Annotated in this window: 16 protein-coding genes; 10 read left to right on the top strand and 6 right to left on the bottom strand. The window is 57.0% G+C overall.

Annotation, left to right across the window (positions count from 1 at the left end; all coding sequences use genetic code 11):
* Positions 1 to 40: 40 nt before the first annotated feature.
* The 5 genes from ACUTSU_RS01345 to ACUTSU_RS01325 form a co-directional block, all read right to left on the bottom strand.
* On the bottom strand, positions 41 to 1,081 hold the full coding sequence (locus tag ACUTSU_RS01345; RefSeq protein WP_445651137.1) for an oxidoreductase: 1,041 nt from the start codon (positions 1,079 to 1,081) through the stop codon (positions 41 to 43).
* A gap of 81 nt (positions 1,082 to 1,162) precedes the next feature.
* Complete coding sequence (gene araC, locus ACUTSU_RS01340; protein ID WP_445651136.1) at positions 1,163 to 2,080, bottom strand: arabinose operon transcriptional regulator AraC; 918 nt, start codon at positions 2,078 to 2,080, stop codon at positions 1,163 to 1,165.
* 98 nt (positions 2,081 to 2,178) lie between these two features.
* The gene (araH, locus tag ACUTSU_RS01335) at positions 2,179 to 3,162 is read right to left on the bottom strand and encodes an L-arabinose ABC transporter permease AraH (protein WP_445651135.1); all 984 of its coding nucleotides are present in this window, start codon (positions 3,160 to 3,162) and stop codon (positions 2,179 to 2,181) included.
* Between the two features lie 17 nt (positions 3,163 to 3,179).
* The gene (gene araG / locus ACUTSU_RS01330; RefSeq protein ID WP_445651134.1) at positions 3,180 to 4,715 is read right to left on the bottom strand and encodes an L-arabinose ABC transporter ATP-binding protein AraG; all 1,536 of its coding nucleotides are present in this window, start codon (positions 4,713 to 4,715) and stop codon (positions 3,180 to 3,182) included.
* 60 nt (positions 4,716 to 4,775) lie between these two features.
* Complete coding sequence (locus tag ACUTSU_RS01325) at positions 4,776 to 5,759, bottom strand: arabinose ABC transporter substrate-binding protein (protein WP_261430446.1); 984 nt, start codon at positions 5,757 to 5,759, stop codon at positions 4,776 to 4,778.
* A 361-nt stretch (positions 5,760 to 6,120) separates the two neighbouring features.
* Between ACUTSU_RS01325 and ACUTSU_RS01320 the strand changes: the two genes are divergently transcribed.
* From ACUTSU_RS01320 to rsxC, 6 genes are all read left to right on the top strand, one after another.
* Positions 6,121 to 7,794 (top strand): ribulokinase, encoded by a 1,674-nt coding sequence (locus ACUTSU_RS01320; RefSeq protein WP_445653665.1) that lies wholly within the window; start codon positions 6,121 to 6,123, stop codon positions 7,792 to 7,794.
* A 167-nt stretch (positions 7,795 to 7,961) separates the two neighbouring features.
* Positions 7,962 to 9,467, top strand: a complete 1,506-nt coding sequence (araA, locus tag ACUTSU_RS01315; RefSeq protein WP_445653664.1) for an L-arabinose isomerase — start codon at positions 7,962 to 7,964, stop codon at positions 9,465 to 9,467.
* 394 nt (positions 9,468 to 9,861) lie between these two features.
* Positions 9,862 to 10,302, top strand: coding sequence for a DUF2569 domain-containing protein (locus tag ACUTSU_RS01310; protein ID WP_445651131.1), 441 nt, complete (start codon positions 9,862 to 9,864; stop codon positions 10,300 to 10,302).
* 145 nt (positions 10,303 to 10,447) lie between these two features.
* Positions 10,448 to 11,029: an electron transport complex subunit RsxA gene (gene rsxA / locus ACUTSU_RS01305; RefSeq protein WP_004938443.1), complete on the top strand. Its 582-nt coding sequence runs from the start codon at positions 10,448 to 10,450 to the stop codon at positions 11,027 to 11,029.
* On the top strand, positions 11,029 to 11,601 hold the full coding sequence (rsxB, locus tag ACUTSU_RS01300) for an electron transport complex subunit RsxB (RefSeq protein WP_445653663.1): 573 nt from the start codon (positions 11,029 to 11,031) through the stop codon (positions 11,599 to 11,601). Before rsxA ends, rsxB begins: the two co-directional genes overlap by 1 nt.
* Positions 11,594 to 13,822 (top strand): electron transport complex subunit RsxC, encoded by a 2,229-nt coding sequence (rsxC, locus tag ACUTSU_RS01295; protein ID WP_445653662.1) that lies wholly within the window; start codon positions 11,594 to 11,596, stop codon positions 13,820 to 13,822. Before rsxB ends, rsxC begins: the two co-directional genes overlap by 8 nt.
* Positions 13,823 to 14,124: 302 nt before the next feature.
* Here rsxC and ACUTSU_RS01290 read toward each other — a convergent pair whose 3' ends face one another.
* Positions 14,125 to 15,018 (bottom strand): helix-turn-helix domain-containing protein, encoded by an 894-nt coding sequence (locus ACUTSU_RS01290; RefSeq protein WP_445651129.1) that lies wholly within the window; start codon positions 15,016 to 15,018, stop codon positions 14,125 to 14,127.
* Positions 15,019 to 15,399: 381 nt separating this feature from the next.
* Between ACUTSU_RS01290 and rsxD the strand changes: the two genes are divergently transcribed.
* From rsxD to nth, 4 genes are read left to right on the top strand one after another with little or no spacing between them, the layout of a single operon-like run.
* Positions 15,400 to 16,485: an electron transport complex subunit RsxD gene (gene rsxD, locus ACUTSU_RS01285; protein WP_445651128.1), complete on the top strand. Its 1,086-nt coding sequence runs from the start codon at positions 15,400 to 15,402 to the stop codon at positions 16,483 to 16,485.
* Positions 16,486 to 16,494: 9 nt separating this feature from the next.
* The gene (gene rsxG, locus ACUTSU_RS01280) at positions 16,495 to 17,124 is read left to right on the top strand and encodes an electron transport complex subunit RsxG (protein WP_445653770.1); all 630 of its coding nucleotides are present in this window, start codon (positions 16,495 to 16,497) and stop codon (positions 17,122 to 17,124) included.
* Positions 17,121 to 17,819, top strand: a complete 699-nt coding sequence (locus ACUTSU_RS01275; RefSeq protein ID WP_017892693.1) for an electron transport complex subunit E — start codon at positions 17,121 to 17,123, stop codon at positions 17,817 to 17,819. Before rsxG ends, ACUTSU_RS01275 begins: the two co-directional genes overlap by 4 nt.
* Positions 17,819 to 18,460 (top strand): endonuclease III, encoded by a 642-nt coding sequence (gene nth, locus ACUTSU_RS01270; protein ID WP_445651126.1) that lies wholly within the window; start codon positions 17,819 to 17,821, stop codon positions 18,458 to 18,460. Before ACUTSU_RS01275 ends, nth begins: the two co-directional genes overlap by 1 nt.
* Positions 18,461 to 18,916: the final 456 nt, after the last annotated feature.

The following is an 18,916-nucleotide window of genomic DNA, read 5'->3' as shown; positions in this document are numbered from 1 at the left end:
CGGGTTCGGTCAGCCGAACCCGGATAAGAAAGCGCGGCGGTTAGGCTACCGGCAGTGCTCTTTGCTGTTTTGCCGATTCCAGGCCCAGCTCAATCAGTTCCATCACCTGGATGGCATCGGCGGCCGGTACCGGGTTTTCACCTACACCGTTAATCGCATCGCGCACCGCCGCGTAATAGGCCGGGTAGTTGCCCGGAATACTCAGCAGCGGTTTTTCCGCCAGCACACCATCACGTGACAACGTCACCACGCCGTCGCGCATGTCATAGCCCCAGTCTGCCTGCGGCAGGCGCTCACCGGCTTTTAGCCGGTCTTCCTGCGGATCCAGACCAAACTTGATAAAGCTGCCCTGGGTGCCATGCACGATATAACGCGCGGTTTCCGCCGCCGCCAGCACCGTGCCATGCAGCACCACCCGGCGCTTGCCGTAGTTAAGCACCGCGTGGAAATAGTCCACCGACTGCGCGCCCGGACGCAGTTCGGCCAGATCGACAAACAGCGTTTCCGGCTTGCCGAACAGTTGCAGCGCCTGGTCGATCAGGTGCGGCCCCAAATCGTACCAAATGCCGCTGCCTGCGCCGCCCAGCTCACGCCAGCGCTGACGCACTTCTGGCCGGAAGCGATCGAAATGAGATTCGAAATAAACCACCTCGCCGAGCGCACCTTCTTTCAGCAGCGTCTTAAGCGTCAGAAAATCACTGTCCCAGCGACGGTTGTGGAACACCGATAACAACTTGCCGCTCTGCTCCGCCTGTTGTTTTAACGCCTGAGCCTGTGACAACGTCACGGTAAACGGCTTATCCACCACCACATGTTTACCGGCGGCCATGGCCTGCTGCGCCAGCGGGAAGTGGGTATCGTTGGGGGTAGGAATGACGATCAGATCGATAGAGGGGTCGTTAAACAGCGCCTGCGGATCGTTGACTACCGTCATCGACGGCCAGTCTGCATGCACTTTACCGGCATCGCTGCTGGAAACGGCAGTCAGCTCTACGCCGGGAGTGCCAACGATCAGTGGCGCATGAAAGGTTTTGCTGGCATAGCCGTAACCGACCAGCCCAACCCGAAGTTTTTCTGCCATGGTGTTTCCTCTTACTGGCTCGCAATAGACCCATCAGATTTGACACCATGATGCAGACGGGAACAAGAAGTAAATTTAATGTTAATTTGAGGCCGCCACATAAGGCTGTTCACGTTGATTTCTGGCCGGATAGTTTATCTCCAGGCTGCGGCGGCGGAAATCGCTCGGGCTAACGCCCACCCGCTTGCGAAATACCCGTGAAAAGTACAGCTGATCGTCATAACCCACCACCCGACCTATGGTGGCGATCGACTCCTGGGTAGTCTGCAACAGCAGTTTGGCGCGGATCACCCGCTGATCTTCGCGCCAGCGCAGAATATTGATGCCCACCTGCTCGCGGAACAGATGCGCTAACCGTGATGGCGACAGGCAGACATGCCGCGCCACCTCGTCAATCCGCAGCTCTCCCGCCAAGTTGCCGGTGATAAACTGGCAGGCTTCAATCACTCGCGGATCCATAATTTTCTGCGGGCTGAGCGGGTCTTCCTCCATCGCGCGCAACAGCAGACGCTCCAGCAGGTTCATCCCCAGCTCTTCGGCAAAGCGGCGGCCGGAACGCTGAGTCTGTTCGATATTGGCGAACAGCCGATCGAACTCTAGCAGCAGGTTATTGTTCGGCAAGGTCAGCCGCCCCACTTCATGGGTTTTGCTGTGCCATTCCAGCCAGTCGGCCCAGTAGGCACGCGGCCGGAAATACACCCAGCGGTGATACCAGCAGTCGCTGTCCGGCGAACGACCGTAGTAATGCGCCGCTTTGGGCGGAAACAGCAACAGATCGCCGGGATTACAGTAAAGGGTATCTTCGCCGTCAAACACCTTGCCCTGCCCCTTGATGGTCAGGTTGAGAATATAGCCCTTCATGCCGCCGGGGCGGTCGATAAAGAAATCCAGCGGACCGTCCGCCATGATCGGGGTCAGCCCCGCCACCAGATAGGCGTTAAAGGTGTAACCCGGTAACAGCGGATTGGGCTGAGGTTCCTGTGCCATGCGATGATACATCTGTCCTCCCGGAACGGCTTTGGTAACAATACTCCAGCTTAGCGGCCCGGCGGATAACTGCCCGGGCCGATAACAGAACTGTGAACAGGGTTGGCAATTTAAACGATGCGCTTGGCCTGCTGTTTGTAACGGTCGAAAATCACCGCCGCCAGCAAGATCACGCCGCGCACCACATACTGCGAGAACGGCGAGATATTCAACAGGTTCATGGCGTTCTCCACCGTGCCGAGGATCAGAATACCGGCGATAACGTAGGAAATTTTACCGATACCGCCTTTCAGTGACACGCCACCCAGCACGCAGGCGGAAATCACGATCAGCTCATAGCCAATTGAGGTCATCGGTTGGCCACTGGTCATGCGCGAAGCCAGAATGATACCGGCGGCGGCGGACACCAGCCCGGACAGCATAAAGATCACGATTTTGGTGCGTACAACCGGCACCCCGGCCAGCCGTGCGGCCTCTTCGTTACCGCCAATCGCCAGTGTATTGCGGCCAAAGGTGGTCTTGTTGAGCAGGAAGCCAAACAGGATCAGACAGGCAACGGTGATCCAGATCGGGGCCGGCAACCCCAGCCAGTTGGCGTAACCCAGGGTGAAGAAGCGTTCGTCCTCAATGCCCACCGCTTTACCGTCGGAGATAATGTAGGCCAGCCCGCGGAAAATCTGCATGGTGGCCAGGGTAGTGATCAGCGCGTTGATTTTCAGCCTGGCGATAACGAAGCCGTTAATCAACCCGGAGACCACGCCCAGTAACAGGCCGGCGGCCACGCCGATCCACAGGCTTTCGGTCATGTTGATCACCACCGCGGTGGTGACCCCGGCGCAGGCAATCACCGAGGCGACCGACAGGTCAAAGTCACCGGAGGCCAGACAGAACAGCATGCCACAGGCCACCATGCCGGACATCGAAATCGCCAGCCCCAGCCCTTTCATATTGATAAAGGAACCAAAGTTGGGCACAAACAGCGCGCAGGCTAAAAAAAGAACCGCAAATACCACCAGCATGCCGTAGCTGTCCCAAATTCGCGCCAGCCCCAGGCCGTTACGTTTTTTCACCGAATGGGTCGTTATGGTCGACATCTCTTTCTCCTTCACAATCAGGCCACCGCCGCAGCGGCATCAGGGGCTATATCGGGGGTACGTAGCATCGCCAGGCTAAGGGCTTTTTCCTCGCTGGCCTCGTCATGCAGTAATTCGCCAGACAGTGCGCCTTCACGCATCACCAGGATACGGTCAGCCAGCCCCAACACCTCTGGCAGGTCACTGGAGGCGAACAGCACCGCAATGCCGCGCTGCGCCAGTTGGTAAATGACGTGGTAAATTTCATGCTTGGCACCGACGTCAATGCCGCGTGTGGGTTCATCGAGCAGAATCACTTTCATCTCTTCCGACAGCCAGCGGCCCAGGATGGCCTTCTGCTGATTGCCGCCGGACAAATGCATAATCAACTGCTCAGGGCCAGGCGTTTTGATATTCAATGCACGAATATGATGATCGGCATTACTGGCCTCCCACCCCTTGTTGATTAGGCAACCGGCGCGGAGGCTATTACGCCGTGCGCTGATGTTGATGTTGTCACGTACCGAGTGCACCGGGATGATGCCGTCCGCCTTGCGATCTTCCGGGCACAGCATGATACCGGCACGGATCGCGTCAATCGGTGAACCAATGGCGATCGCCTGTCCATCCAGCATCAACTGGCCGGCACTGACCCGAGTGGCGCCAAAAACCCCCTTCATCAGTTCGCTGCGCCCGGCCCCCACCAGGCCGAAAAGCCCGACGATCTCTCCGGCCCGCACCCTCAGGTCGATCGCCGTTTTGACGCCCGGCGCTTTCAGCCCCTTGAGCTCCAGCCGCACCGGCCCCAGCTCGCGTGGCTGGTAGCCATAGACGTCGCCCAAATCGCGCCCGACCATCGCCTGCACCAACTGCGCGTTATCCACCTGCTGCATATCGTCAAAGGTGCGCACGTAGCGGCCATCTTTAAACACGGTAATGGCGTCGCTGAGGGCAAAAATTTCTTCCATACGGTGCGAGACGTACAGGATCACCCGCCCTTCGGCACGTAATTCCCGGATCACCCGAAACAGTTGTTCAATCTCTCTGGCCGACAGCGAACTGGTGGGTTCGTCAAAGGCGATCACCTTGGCGTTGCGCGCCAGCGCCTTGGCGATTTCCACCATTTGCCACTGGCCTATCGACAAATATTTCAGCGGCGTATCCGGATCAATATCCAAACCGAGGTGTTGGAGCTGCAAGCGGGATTCGTAGCGCAGCAGTTTTCTGTCCACCAGCCCACGTTTGGTCGGCAACTGGCCGAGATAAATGTTCTCCGCCACCGTCATTTCCGGCACCAGATGCAGTTCCTGATAGATAATCGCCACCCCGGCATTCAACGCATCGGTGGTGTTGGCGAACTGCACCGGCCGCCCCTGCAACTGAATTTCCCCCTGGGTCGGCGCGTAATTGCCACTGAGAATTTTCAGCAGCGTGGATTTCCCGGCACCGTTTTCCCCCATCAGCGCGTGGATCTGCCCGGCCTGACAGCTAAAGCTGATGTCATCCAGCGCCTTCACGCCCGGAAAGGTTTTACCTATGCCTTTAAACGCCAAATACGGCAATGCGGCGGTCATGGTGTGCTCCTCCTGCAGTCAAAAATGCCGCCCGACAGAGTGCTGTGGGCGGCTCGCTTATTACATCAGGCCTTTTTTCTGCAGTTCGGTTTTAAAGTTGTCGCGGGTGATCAGCACCACGTCGGTCACTTCGGTGAACTTTTGTGGCTCTACGCCCTTTTCGACCCAGTCATGCAGCATCTGGATACTCTTGTAACCGTGAATATCCGGGCTTGGCAGCAGCGAACCGTAGAAACCGGTGGCCTGTGCCTTGGACAGCTCGCTGACCGCATCCACCCCGTTGATGCCGATGCCGATCACGTTCGGCGCTTTGAAGCCCTGGCCTTCGGTGGCGCGCACGCCCCCCAGCACGGTGTTGTCGTTCATGCCGACAATCAGCCAGTTTTTCACTTCAGGATGCTGCACCAGCATTGAGTTGGCAGCGTCAAACGCCCCTGGGATATCGTTGGATTTGGTCGGTACGCGATAAATTTGTTTCTCCGGGAAGCCGGCCGCCTTCAGCGCGGCGATCGAACCGCCGGTGCGACGACGCGCGGTGTCCAGCTCATCGGCGGTGATCGCCATTACCGCGGTATCCGCCAATTTCCAACCACGCTTATTCTGCTCTTTCCACAATTCCTGCCCCTGGCGCTCACCGATTTTGGTGGCGGCCATCATCACTAACGGAACGCTGTCCATAGGTTTGCCCTTGGCGGTCACAAACTGGTCATCCACCGCAATCACTTTCAGGTTGTAACTACGCGCCTTGGCGACAATCGCCGAGCCGAGTTTCGGATCTGGCGTACAGATAACAAACCCCTTGGCCCCGCTGGCCGCCAGGCTGTCGATGGCATTGAGAGTTTTCTCTCCGTCCGGCACGGCGATTTTTATCACTTCAAAACCGAGGTCTTTACCGGCCTTGTCGGCAAACTTCCACTCGGTCTGGAACCAGGGTTCCTCCGGCTGCTTGACCAAAAAACCCAGCTTCATGGTCTCGGCGATAGCTGAATGTGACATAACGGCCGCCAGACTCAGTGTCACCAGCGCCTTAGTGAATTTATGCATGATGCTCTCCGCTAGTTTGTTCTCCGTGGCGACAAAAGCCGCTCGCCATGAAAACGTTATCATTAGAGTGTCTGCTGTCGGCACGTCGCTTATCTCGCGATATTCACCCACAACAGGAGTAAGACGGCTTAAGTTTTAGCGGGTATTTGTTACTGAAATGTAGAGCGCTATCACATCCGTGGAATACAGCAGATATGTGCATATATTTAGCGAATTTCGCCAAGCGATAACTTATGACAGCCGTCACAAAACCACTGCGGGAAGCAGAAAAGTGCATACTTCCAGCTAACGGCTCCTCACCTGCCCAGCGCTTCGGCTCCTATGGTTGTCACAGCGTATTAACACATCAGGAGTCAACATCATGACGGCAGGTGCTATTGCCCTGGGATTGGACTTCGGCAGCGACTCGGTGCGGGTGCTGGCGGTCGATTGCCATAACGGCGCGGAACTCGATACCGAAGTGGTTTATTACCCTCGCTGGCAGCGCGGCGAATTCTGCAACGCGGCGGAGAACCGTTTCCGCCACCATCCGCTCGACTATATAGAAGCCATGGAACAGGCGATCGTCACTCTGGTGCAGCGCATGCCCCCGCAACAGCGGCTGCAGGTGATTGGCATTGGCGTTGACTCCACCGGTTCCACACCGGCACCCATCGACAGTCAGGGTCAGGTGCTGGCACTGCGTCCGGAGTTTGCCGATAACCCCAACGCCATGTTTGTTTTGTGGAAAGATCACACCGCCATTGAAGAGGCTGACGCCATCAATCGGCTCTGTCGCAGCGGCGAGTTTCCCGATTATTCGCGCTATATCGGCGGCGTTTATTCCTCTGAGTGGTTCTGGGCCAAGATCCTGCACGTCACACGCCAGGACGCCGAAGTACGTCAGGCCGCCGCCTCCTGGGTTGAACTGTGTGACTGGGTACCGGCGCTGTTGTCCGCGACCACCGCGCCACATCAGTTAAAACGCGGGCGCTGTAGCGTCGGCCACAAAACGCTGTGGCACCCGGACTGGGGTGGCCTACCGCCCAAAGCCTTTTTTGCCGCACTCGATCCTCTGCTGGTTGAACACCTGCCCTGGCCGCTGTTTGATGATTGCCATACCGCTGATCTGCCGGTAGGCACCCTGAGCGCCGAATGGGCGGCACGCCTCGGGCTACCCACCACGGTGGTGCTGTCCGGCGGAGCCTTCGACTGCCATATGGGGGCCGTCGGTGCCGGTGCCCAGCCCTATACCCTGGTGAAGGTGATCGGCACCTCCACCTGCGACATTCTGATTGCCGATCGCCAGCGAGTAGACGGCCGCGCCATCGAAGGTATCTGCGGTCAGGTCGATGGCAGCGTTGTGCCGGGGATGATCGGCATGGAGGCCGGGCAGTCAGCCTTTGGCGATATGTACGCTTGGTTCAGCCGCCTGCTGAGCTGGCCGTTGCATGCAGCGGCAAAAAACCAGCCTGAACTGCAACCGCAGCTACAAAAGATTGAAACCGGTCTGCTGGCGGCGCTGACCGATGCCTGGGTGGAAAACCCGTCGCTGGATCATTTGCCGGTGGTACTGGACTGGTTTAACGGCCGTCGGACCCCGTACGCCAATCAGCGGTTGAAAGGCGTGATCGCCGATCTGAACCTCGGCACCGATGCACCAACACTGTTCGGCGGCTTTATCGCCGCCACCGCCTTTGGCGCTCGCGCCATTATGGAATGTTTTGAACAGCAGGATATTCCGGTCGATAACTTACTGGCCCTGGGTGGCATTGCGCGCAAATCTCCGGCAATTATGCAGGTCTGCGCCGACGTGATGAACCGACCGCTGCAAATTGTGGCCTCCGATCAGTGCTGCGCGCTGGGTGCTGCCATCTTCGCCGCCGTCGCCGCCGGCCGTTTCACCAGCGTGCCCGAAGCCCAGCGCCAGATGGCCTGCGGCATCGAACGTACCTTGCAGCCCGATCCGCAGCGCGTCGCTCACTACCAACAACTTTATCAACGCTATCAACAATGGTGCCAGGCCGCCGAGCCACGCTATACCCTGCATATTTGAAGCTGCCTCTTTGTTGGCTTCCTGCGCTTACCCCGGTCACGTACGACTTGTACGCCCTCGGGGATGCGCTTAGTTACCGCCGCGATGCAGCCCCAATTATTTTTGGGTACCCGTTTCAATCAACAGTTCAGTAAGTCGAGTCCCAATACACAATTCAGGAGTTTTTAATGGACGCATTCAAGCAGCGCGAAGTCTGGTTTGCCATCGGCAGCCAGCACCTGTACGGCCCGCAAACCCTGCAACAGGTCAGGGCACACGCCGAACAAGTGGTGGAAAGTCTCAACCGCGAAGCCGGCTTACCGGTAAAACTGGTGCTGAAACCGCTGGTCACCACGCCGGATGAAATCACCGCCCTGTGCCGTGACGCCAACTATCAGCCGCAGTGTATTGGCATCCTGGCCTGGCTACACACCTTCTCACCGGCCAAAATGTGGATCGCCGGTCTGTCCGTGCTGCATAAGCCGCTGTTGCAGTTCCATACCCAGTTCAACGCCCAGGTGCCCTGGGACAGTATGGATATGGACTTTATGAACCTCAACCAAACCGCCCACGGTGGCCGTGAGTTCGGCTTTATCGGCGCCCGTATGCGCCAGCAGCACAGTGTGATTGCCGGTCACTGGCAGGATCCCGATGCACACCGGCGCATTGGCCAGTGGATGCGTGTCGCCAACGCCAAACAAGCCAGCCAACAGCTGAAAGTGGCCCGTTTTGGCGACAACATGCGTGAGGTGGCGGTGACCGATGGCGACAAAGTCGGCGCGCAGATCCAGTTTGGTTACTCGGTCAATGCCTATGGTATTGGCGATTTGGTCAGCGTCATTAACGAAGTCAGCCGTGGCGATGTCGATACGCAGATTGAAGAGTATGAGGCCAGTTATGTGCTGAGCGATGCGGCCAAACTCAACGGCGCAAAACGCGAAAACCTGACTGACGCGGCGCGCATCGAGCTGGGCATGAAACGCTTCCTCGAACAGGGCAACTTCCAGGCTTTCACTACCAACTTTGAAGACTTGCACGGCATGAAACAGTTGCCGGGGCTGGCGGTACAACGTCTGATGCAGCAGGGCTACGGCTTTGGCGGCGAAGGCGACTGGAAAACCGCCGCGCTGCTGCGAATCCTTAAAGTGATGGCCGATGGGTTACACGGCGGCACCTCGTTTATGGAGGATTACACCTATCACTTCCAGCCTGGGAACGATCTGGTGGTCGGCTCGCATATGCTGGAAGTCTGCCCGTCGATCGCCAAAGAAGCCAAACCGCTGTTGGATATCCAACCGCTCGGTATTGGCGGCAAGGCCGATCCGGCACGGCTGATTTTCTCGACTCCGGCCGGCCCGGCGGTCAACGCCAGCCTGATCGACATGGGCGATCGCTTCCGCCTGCTGGTCAATCAGGTGGACACCGTGGAACAACCGCACCCGCTGCCAAAACTGCCGGTAGCGCGCGCCATCTGGCGGGCCCAACCCACGCTGGCGACCGCCGCCGAAGCCTGGATCCTGGCGGGCGGCGCCCACCATACGGTGTTCTCCCAGGCGCTGGACGCCGATATGCTGCGGCTGTATGCCGAAATGCATAACATCGAGTTCTTGCTGATTGACCAAGACACCACCCTGCCGGCGTTCAAAAACGAACTGCGCTGGAACGAAGCCTACTATCAACTCAACCGCCGTTAATCGCCCGGCTACCGGTGGCAAAAATCGCCTGCCGGTAGCCAAACGCTTTCCTGACATCTATACCCAAAATAATTGGGGCTGCATTGCGGCGGCAACTAAGCGCATCCCCGAGAGCGTACAAGTAGTACGTGACCGGGGTAAGCGCAGGAAGCCAACAAAGAGGCAGCTTCAAGTATGCAGGGTATACCCAAAATAATTGGGGCTGCATCGCGGCGGCAACTAAGCGCATCCCCGAGGGCGTACAAGTAGTACGTGACCGGGGTAAGCGCAGGAAGCCAACAAAGAGGCAGCTTCAAGTATGCAGGGTATAACTTGATATTGATGACGAAGCCCGCATTACCCGCTAAGCTAGGCGGCTGTCACGTTGGATCATGTATTACCCAGGAAGCCGTTTATGTCTCAAGCTGATTACACCCGTATCGGCGGTTGGTTGCTGGCCCCGATGGCCTATCTGATTGTCACCCTGCTTAGCGCCAGTCTGATGCTGCTCCTGTATGGCATGGCGATTTTCGTGCCGGAATCGCGCGAATATCTGCTCACCAACGCCCAGGCGTTTAGCATGCAGTGGTATTTCTCGGTGCTGACCACCCTATTGATGTGGTGCTTTACCCTGTGGCTGCTATTACTGTTCTGTCATCGTTCGCAGCGGTTCCCCAAATTGTTCCTGTTGTGGCTGCTGATTACCGTATTGCTGGCGGTGAAAGCCTTTGCCTTTGCACCGGTGCCGGATGAATTGGCGGTACGCAGTCTGGGTTGGCCACTGTTGATGGCGGCATTGCTGGTGCCCTATATGAAGCGTTCCAAGCGCGTCAAAGGCACATTTACCGAGAGCTAAGCCCTCCTGTGGCACGTTTTGTGCGGATGATTGTGTAAATATTCGCCAAAAATGGGCGAAAAGGGCAATAACCCTGCTTTCCCTATGTTGTGATCAAGCCGCCAATTCCCGATAATAGGCGGCTTTTATTTTTTTAGGCATCGCAATGACCGAATACCTGCTCCTGTTTGTCGGCACCGTACTGGTGAATAACTTCGTCCTGGTGAAGTTTCTTGGCCTGTGCCCGTTCCTCGGCGTTTCCAAAAAGCTGGAAAGCGCCATTGGCATGGGGATGGCCACCACTTTTGTTATGACGTTGGCCTCGGTCAGCGCCTGGGTGATTAACACCTTTATCCTGGTTCCGTTGGATCTGGTATATCTTCGCACGCTGTCATTTATTCTGGTGATCGCCGTGGTGGTGCAATTTACCGAGATGGTGGTACGCAAAACCAGCCCGGCACTGTATCGCCTGCTGGGCATTTTCCTGCCGCTGATCACCACCAACTGTGCGGTCCTCGGCGTCGCACTGCTTAACGTCAACCTCGGCTACAACTTCCTACAGTCTGCGGTGTACGGCTTCAGCGCCGCCGCGGGCTTCTCACTGGTGATGGTGCTGTTTGCCGCCATTCGTGAACGTCTGGCGGTTGCCGATGTGCCTGCGCCCTTCCGAGGCTCTTCCATCGCGCTGATCACCGCCGGGCTGATGTCGCTGGCCTTTATGGGCTTTACCGGGCTGGTGAAATTCTAATGACCGCGTTATGGATTGCGATTGCTGCGTTAAGCGCCCTTGGCCTGCTGTTCGGTCTTGTGCTGGGCTATGCTGCTCGCCGCTTTGAAGTGGAAGAAGATCCGGTAGCCGAACAGGTCGATGAGATCTTGCCACAGAGCCAGTGCGGCCAGTGCGGTTACCCCGGTTGCCGTCCTTATGCCGAAGCCGTCGCCAACGGTGAGATGATTAACAAATGCGCGCCGGGTGGCGAGCAGGTGATGCTGAAACTGGCTGAATTGCTCAACGTCGAACCGCAGCCGCTCGGCAGCGAAACCGCCGCCGAACCGGTGCGCCAGGTGGCCTACATTGACGAAGCCAACTGCATCGGCTGCACCAAGTGCATTCAGGCCTGTCCGGTTGACGCCATCGTCGGCGCTACCCGCGCCATGCACACCGTGATTACCGATCTTTGTACCGGCTGCGACCTGTGCGTTGCGCCGTGCCCTACCGACTGTATTGAAATGAGACCGGTCGCCACCACTACCGCCAACTGGAAGTGGGACATGAAGACGATACCGGTGCAAGTGATCCACGTGGAGCAACATGCTTAATCTGTTCGCCGCCTTCAAAAAAGACCGGATTTGGGATTTCGACGGCGGGATCCATCCACCGGAAATGAAGACCCAGTCCAGCGGTGTACCGCTGCGTACCGCCCCGCTGCCGGATAAATTTATTATCCCGTTGCAACAGCATCTGGGGCCGGAAGGTGAACTGTGCGTCAAGGTCGGCGATACCGTGCTGAAAGGCCAGCCGCTGACCGTCGGCCGAGGCCGTACCGTACCGGTGCACGCACCGACCTCCGGCACCATCTGCGCCATCACACCACATATCACCGCTCACCCTTCAGGGCTGGCAGAACTGTGCGTGATTATTCAGCCTGACGGTGAAGACCGCTGGTGCGAGCGTGCGCCGGTAGCCGACTACCGTCAACTGACCACCAGCGAGTTGCTCCAACGTATTCATCAGGCCGGCATCGCCGGGCTGGGCGGCGCCGGTTTCCCGACCGCCAGCAAGCTGCAGGGCGGTATGAACGGGGTGGAAACCCTGATCCTCAACGCCGCAGAGTGCGAGCCTTATATCACTGCCGATGACCGTTTGATGCAGGAACATGCCAATCAAGTGATTGAAGGCTCGCAGATCTTACGCCATCTGCTGCAACCCAAGGTCACGCTGATCGGCATTGAGGACAATAAACCCGAAGCGATCGCCGCGTTGAAACTGGCGCTGCGCGATCAGCCCGGTATTGCCCTGCGGGTGATCCCAACCAAATACCCTTCTGGCGGCGCCAAACAACTCACCAAAATACTGCTTGGCAAAGAGGTGCCGCACGGCAAGCACTCCTCCGCGATTGGCGTGCTGATGCAGAACGTCGGGACGGCCTTTGCCATTAAACGTGCGATTGTCGACGGCGAACCGCTGATTGAACGCGTGGTGACCCTGACCGGCGAGGCACTAAGCCAACCGGGCAACCTGTGGGCGCGCATAGGTACACCGGTACAGCACCTGTTGAAATTTGCTGGTTTCCAGCCTCAGGCTCAGCAAATGGTAGTGATGGGCGGCCCGCTGATGGGCTTTACCCTGCCCGCGCTCCATGTCCCCATCGTCAAGATCAGCAACTGTATTCTGGCCCCCTCGGTCAGCGAAATGGCACCACAAGAGCCGGAGCAGTCCTGTATTCGCTGTGGACTGTGCGTTGACGCCTGCCCGGCGGGCCTGTTACCACAGCAACTTTACTGGTTCAGCCGCGGCGAAGAACACGAAAAGGCCCGCAATCATAATCTGTTCGACTGCATTGAATGTGGTGCCTGCGCCTTTGTCTGCCCGAGCAATATTCCGCTGGTACAGTACTACCGCCAGGAAAAGGCCGAGATCAAAGCTATCGATCTGGAAGCGGCACGCACGGCTGAAGCCAAGGCGCGTTACGAAGCCAAACTGGCGCGTCTGGAACGGGAAAAACTGGCGCGCGAAGAGCGCCATAAGAAAGCGGCAGTCAAACTGACCGATGACGACCAGGATGCGGTTCAGGCTGCCCTGGCGCGAGTTCGCAGTAAAAATGCGGTACCGGCGACCGGCACCATCAGCGGCGACGCACCGGACAACAGCGAGATGATCGCAGCACGCGAAGCCCGTAAAGCACAGGCTCGTGAACGCCGTGCCCAGCAGGAAACTGCTGTAGCACCGGTAACGGCATCGGCTACTGAAGATCGAGATCCACGCAAGGCGGCGGTTGCCGCCGCACTGGCGCGAGTCAAAGCCAAGAAAGCGGCACGGCAGACCACGACGGATGAAACCCCGACCGAGCCGTCAGCCGCAGTGACAGAAGAGGATCCGCGCAAGGCCGCCGTTGCCGCCGCTATTGCCCGCGCCAAAGCCAAGAAAGCCGCACAGCAGGCCGCAGCGGTGGAAGAGCCGGTCGAATCGCCAGCAGTGGTGGCGGAAGAAGATCCGCGCAAGGCCGCGGTGGCAGCCGCCATTGCCCGCGCCAAAGCCAAGAAAGCGGCCCAGCAGGCCGTAGCGGTGGAAACGCCGGTCGAATCGCCAGCAGTAGTGACGGAAGAAGATCCGCGCAAGGCCGCGGTGGCAGCCGCCATTGCCCGCGCCAAAGCCAAGAAAGCGGCCCAGCAGGCCGTAGCGGTGGAAACTCCGGCCGAATCGCTGGCAATGGTGACGGAAGAAGATCCGCGCAAGGCCGCAGTCGCAGCCGCCATTGCCCGCGCCAAAGCTAAAAGAGCGGCGCAAAATCTGACCACGACGGATACGGATAAAGCGTGACAACGAAAAGTGCCTTGCAGGACGCAAGGTGCCACAGGTTGTGCCCCTCAATGATACGTGAGCACCGCTGGAGGTCATTTGAGCGCGCAGCAAGGCGCGAGTCGTGAGGTTTGGTGGGCCAAATAAGCGGCTCGTAACACAGGTGCGCGTTCAAATGGCCCAGCCCTTCGGGTCGCGCCCCAAAAGCCCGTACTCCGCGTTGTCAGGCTTGAACATAGGCCCACTATGCCCTGCACCCTCCGCCTTGATTACGGGCTTTTGGGTCTGCGACGGTGCCACGCATCATTGAGGGACGCAACCTACTAATCAATAGAAATCAAATAGGTATAATCAACGTCAATCTGACGCATCTTCGAGTCCTGATTCCATTCCTTGGCTTGAATAATTTCCATCTCCACACTGCCCTTCACCTCATGGCGCAACCCTGGCATCACGTGGGTGATCAGATAAGCGAAGAATTTCGTACACTCCATGGCGCTTCCCTGATGGTTGATAGAGATATATTCGCGCCCGGCAAGAGGAATATTGTCGATCTGGTAGCCTGACAGAATATCCTTTTTGTTCTCAGGCTCCACCGCCATGATATGATTAGCCGAACACTCATTCTCCCCCCGATTATGGACGGAATGGATGCTGTACACCCGGCGGCACTCCACACTTAATCCACGGAAGAAATCAGTAAAAATCTCATCCTTCATCGCCATACAGGACGAATGTTCGATACCGTTCTCTCCAGTAAAATCCAGCTGGCGCGAGTATCCCACCAACTGCATATCCGGCAACGTCAGGCGCTTCACTTCGGGATAGAAGTCGGCTGCAAAGTTGGCATCAAAACTGAAACGTGGCATCAGATTCTTCACATCCCAGCGTTCCATCGAACGGTAACGATTGGGCGTGGTTTCAAAACGCTGTTTGAACATGCGAGTAAAGGTTTGCTGCGAGTCGAAACCCAGTTCGTCTGATATATCGATAATAGAGCGATGAGTAATACGCAAAGCCACTGCGGCACGCGTCAGAATGCGTGAACGGATATAGGTGGCGAGCTGAATTCCGGTGATGCGTTTGAACTTGCGTTGCAGGTGCCATTTGGAGTAGCCGGAAATGCGCGCGACTTCGTCCAGGTTTGGCCGTTTCTCCAGATGTATCTCAACCCACTCAATTAGCTCTTCAATAAAAAATACATCTTCATTTGTCATTAATTTGCATTCACTAACTCAACAATACTCGACATAATAACCCACATAGATTATGTGAAAGTTGTTATTTTGTGCGAAAAAACGAACCAAAAAGACCATGTCAACCATAAGGTTATAGCCTGTCACCGCCCATTCATGCCGACAGTTTCGCTGTTGCGCTACCAATCTAGCCCGATTATTTAACCAAGAAAAATCCGATCGCGCCATAGGCCGGAGAAATTTCGGAGTACATCCAGTGCTAAAAGGCCAATAGCCCTACAATTAAGACGTATTACCCTCAGGGTGATTCAGGTAGAATGCAGCGCTATAATTTTTCCTGCGTCTCCGCCGAGAGGCGCGTTGAACCTGCCGATGTCCGGCAAAGATAGGTATAGTTATTCTATGAAGTTCAGGCCGGTACAACCCACAGCCACCAAAGGCTTGCACATCGCCAGCTCCCCCTTCACCCATAACCAGCAGAACACCAGCCGTATCATGCTGTGGGTGATGCTGGCCTGCATTCCCGGTATCGCTGCGCAGGTATGGTTTTTTGGCTATGGCACGCTAGTCCAGACTGCACTGGCGATGATCGTCGCCCTGCTGGCTGAAGGCATCATCCTTTCCCTGCGCAAATTACCGGTGCGCACCCGCCTGGCGGATAACTCGGCCCTGCTGACCGCCCTGTTGCTGGGCATCAGTCTGCCACCGCTGGCCCCCTGGTGGATGATTGTCATCGGCACCTTCTTCGCCATCGTTATTGCCAAACAGCTGTATGGCGGCCTCGGGCAGAACCCGTTCAATCCGGCCATGGTGGGTTATGTGGTGTTGTTGATCGCCTTCCCGGTGCAGATGACCAGTTGGTTACCGCCGGATGAACTGCGGGCTACCGCACTGTCATTCCAGGATACCCTGTTTGCTATTTTCAGCGGCCACACGACGCAAGGTGCCACCATCCATGAACTGCAAATGGGGATTGACGGCATCAGCCAGGCCACCCCGCTGGACGGCTTCAAAACCGGCCTGCGCAGCGGTCATAGCGTTGAGCAGGTTCTGCAACAGCCGCTGTTCGGTGGCGCATTGGCCGGTATCGGCTGGCAATGGGTTAATCTCAGTTTCCTGGCCGGTGGCCTGTTTATGCTGGGGCGTCGCCTGATCCACTGGCAGATCCCCTTCAGCATGCTGGCGGCCATCGCCCTGTGTTCCGGCGTGGCCTGGTGGATTGACCCGGCGCAACAGGCCTCGCCGCTGATCCACCTGTTCTCCGGTGCCAGCATGCTGGGCGCGTTCTTTATCGCCACCGATCCGGTCAGCGCCTCTACCACGCCAAAAGGCCGCCTGATTTACGGCGCCTTGGTGGGCGTGCTGGTGTGGCTAATTCGCGTTTACGGCGGCTATCCGGACGGCGTAGCCTTTGCGGTGTTGCTGGCCAACATTACCGTCCCACTGATCGACCACTACACGCAGCCTCGCGTGTACGGCCATCGCTAAGGAGCCATGATGCTAAATTCAATGAGAAAGCATGGCACCACGTTGGCGGTGTTTGCCGCAGTGACCACCGGCCTGACTGCGGTGGTACACAGCCTGACGCAGAACACCATCGCCCACCAGGCAGCGCTGCAGCAAAAAGCGTTGCTTGATCAGGTGGTGTCACCAGAACATTACGACAACAATATGCAGACCGAGTGTTTTCTGGTCAGCAACCCGGCGTTGGGCAACGATGCGCCACATCGTCTGTATCTGGCGCGTAAAAATGGCCAACCCACCGCTGCTGCACTGGAAACCACCGCGCCGGACGGCTATTCCGGTGCCATTCAATTGCTGGTCGGTGCCGATTTCAGCGGTAACGTGCTGGGTACCCGGGTGGTAGCACACCATGAAACCCCAGGCCTCGGCGATAAAATCGAATTGCGTATTTCGAACTGGATTTCGTTTTTCAGCGGCAAAAAAATTGACGGCCCGGACGATAAACGTTGGGCGGTGAAGAAAGACGGCGGTATGTTCGATCAGTTCACCGGGGCCACCATCACGCCGCGTGCGGTGGTCAACGCCGTTCGGCGCACGGCGTTGTATATGGAAACGCTGCCGCCTAAACTTGATAGCTTACCTGCCTGTGGAGCCAGCGAATGAGTGAAGCCAAAGATCTGATTGTCCAGGGGCTGTGGAAAAACAACTCCGCGCTGGTGCAATTGCTGGGGATGTGTCCGCTGCTGGCCGTGACTTCTACCGTCACCAACGCCCTCGGGCTGGGGCTGGCGACCACGCTGGTACTGATACTGACCAACACCTCAATATCCGCCGTACGCCGCTGGGTACCGAATGAAGTCCGTATCCCGATTTACGTAATGATCATCGCTGCGGCGGTGAGCATTGTGCAAATGCTGATCAACGCCTATGCCTTCGGCCTGTACCAGTCGTTGGGGATCTTTATCCCGCTGATCGTCACCAACTGTATCGTAGTCGGCCGCGCCGAAGCGGTAGCCTCTAAAAAACCGGTCGGTCTGTCCGCACTGGACGGGCTGGCGATTGGCCTGGGCGCTACCGGCGTGATGGTGACGCTGGGTGCGATGCGTGAGCTGCTGGGTAACGGAACCCTGTTCGACGGTGCCGATATGCTGCTGGGCAGTTGGGCCAAGGTACTGCGGATTGAAGTGGTTCACTTCGACAGCCCTTTCCTGCTGGCGATGCTGCCACCGGGAGCCTTTATTGGTCTGGGCCTGTTGTTGGCAGTAAAATACCTGATTGACGAAAGGATGAAGGCGCGCACGGCCAAGGCATTACTGGCCGAACCGACTCAGGGACAAGGACAGGCAGAGAAAGCGTAATGAATAAGCAGAAACGGCTGGAAATTCTTACCCGACTACGCGACAACGATCCACACCCGACCACCGAGCTGGTATACACAACGCCGTTTGAGCTGCTGATTGCCGTGCTGCTGTCCGCGCAGGCGACCGACGTCAGCGTCAACAAGGCCACCGCCAAGCTTTATCCGGTGGCCAATACGCCGGCCGCCATGCTGGCTCTGGGGGTCGACGGCGTTAAAGGCTACATCAAGACCATCGGCCTGTTTAACAGCAAGGCCGAAAATGTGATCAAAACCTGCCGCATGCTGCTGGAATTGCACGGCGGCGAGGTACCGGAAGATCGTGCGGCGCTGGAGGCCCTGCCCGGCGTTGGCCGCAAAACCGCCAACGTGGTGCTCAATACCGCCTTTGGCTGGCCGACCATTGCCGTCGATACCCATATCTTCCGCGTTTGTAACCGCACTAATTTCGCGCCGGGCAAAAATGTCGATCTGGTTGAAGAGAAGCTGCTGAAGGTGGTGCCGGCCGAATTCAAGGTTGATTGCCACCACTGGTTGATCCTGCACGGACGCTATACCTGCATCGCACGAAAACCCCGCTGCGGCTCCTGCATGCTTGAAGACCTGTGCGAGTTTAAAGAGAAAGTTTATCCCGACGCCTGATCTCGAGGGGCACACCCATCGCCCCTTTCAGCCCCCGCCGCTGACCTGGTTTTTATCGGAAATGTGATATCAAGCAGCAGTAACCTTGGTGTTTCCACGGATTTTAGTGAAAAACTCACTCCCCGCTTATTTTCAAGCGAAAAATTAGTTAAAAATTGCGGCAAGTCTCACGTTTTGACGATCACATTGTCGTCCAACCGTAAGAGCCGTTTTCCAAAATTTCTAAAATTTTACAAAGGCCGCCATATGCACAACATTCCAATGGATTATCCAAATCACCTATTAATATAAACCACAAAAAGACAATATAGCAGAATATATCACTATATAAATTCCGTATAGCTTTTAATCAAAATAAAAACTCGGCAAAGTAAATAAAGTCGAAAGTTAATGCTGAATAACATTTTCAACATGGTTGTTTCAGTTCGTGAGCGCGATATGTAACGGGATATGAAA

Source organism: Serratia sp. NA_13 (assembly GCF_052691735.1).
The sequence above is the reverse complement of the archived record's forward strand: the minus strand, read 5'-3'. Positions and strand labels throughout refer to the sequence as shown.

Excerpts from the sequence above, each read along its gene's own strand:
- ACUTSU_RS01345 (WP_445651137.1), bottom strand. The coding sequence starts at position 1,081 with ATGGCAGAAAAACTTCGGGTTGGGCTGGTCGGTTACGGCTATGCCAGC.
- araC (WP_445651136.1), bottom strand. The coding sequence starts at position 2,080 with ATGTATCATCGCATGGCACAGGAACCTCAGCCCAATCCGCTGTTACCG.
- araH (WP_445651135.1), bottom strand. The coding sequence starts at position 3,162 with ATGTCGACCATAACGACCCATTCGGTGAAAAAACGTAACGGCCTGGGG.
- araG (WP_445651134.1), bottom strand. The coding sequence starts at position 4,715 with ATGACCGCCGCATTGCCGTATTTGGCGTTTAAAGGCATAGGTAAAACC.
- ACUTSU_RS01325 (WP_261430446.1), bottom strand. The coding sequence starts at position 5,759 with ATGCATAAATTCACTAAGGCGCTGGTGACACTGAGTCTGGCGGCCGTT.
- ACUTSU_RS01320 (WP_445653665.1), top strand. The coding sequence starts at position 6,121 with ATGACGGCAGGTGCTATTGCCCTGGGATTGGACTTCGGCAGCGACTCG.
- araA (WP_445653664.1), top strand. The coding sequence starts at position 7,962 with ATGGACGCATTCAAGCAGCGCGAAGTCTGGTTTGCCATCGGCAGCCAG.
- ACUTSU_RS01310 (WP_445651131.1), top strand. The coding sequence starts at position 9,862 with ATGTCTCAAGCTGATTACACCCGTATCGGCGGTTGGTTGCTGGCCCCG.
- rsxA (WP_004938443.1), top strand. The coding sequence starts at position 10,448 with ATGACCGAATACCTGCTCCTGTTTGTCGGCACCGTACTGGTGAATAAC.
- rsxB (WP_445653663.1), top strand. The coding sequence starts at position 11,029 with ATGACCGCGTTATGGATTGCGATTGCTGCGTTAAGCGCCCTTGGCCTG.
- rsxC (WP_445653662.1), top strand. The coding sequence starts at position 11,594 with ATGCTTAATCTGTTCGCCGCCTTCAAAAAAGACCGGATTTGGGATTTC.
- ACUTSU_RS01290 (WP_445651129.1), bottom strand. The coding sequence starts at position 15,018 with ATGACAAATGAAGATGTATTTTTTATTGAAGAGCTAATTGAGTGGGTT.
- rsxD (WP_445651128.1), top strand. The coding sequence starts at position 15,400 with ATGAAGTTCAGGCCGGTACAACCCACAGCCACCAAAGGCTTGCACATC.
- rsxG (WP_445653770.1), top strand. The coding sequence starts at position 16,495 with ATGCTAAATTCAATGAGAAAGCATGGCACCACGTTGGCGGTGTTTGCC.
- ACUTSU_RS01275 (WP_017892693.1), top strand. The coding sequence starts at position 17,121 with ATGAGTGAAGCCAAAGATCTGATTGTCCAGGGGCTGTGGAAAAACAAC.
- nth (WP_445651126.1), top strand. The coding sequence starts at position 17,819 with ATGAATAAGCAGAAACGGCTGGAAATTCTTACCCGACTACGCGACAAC.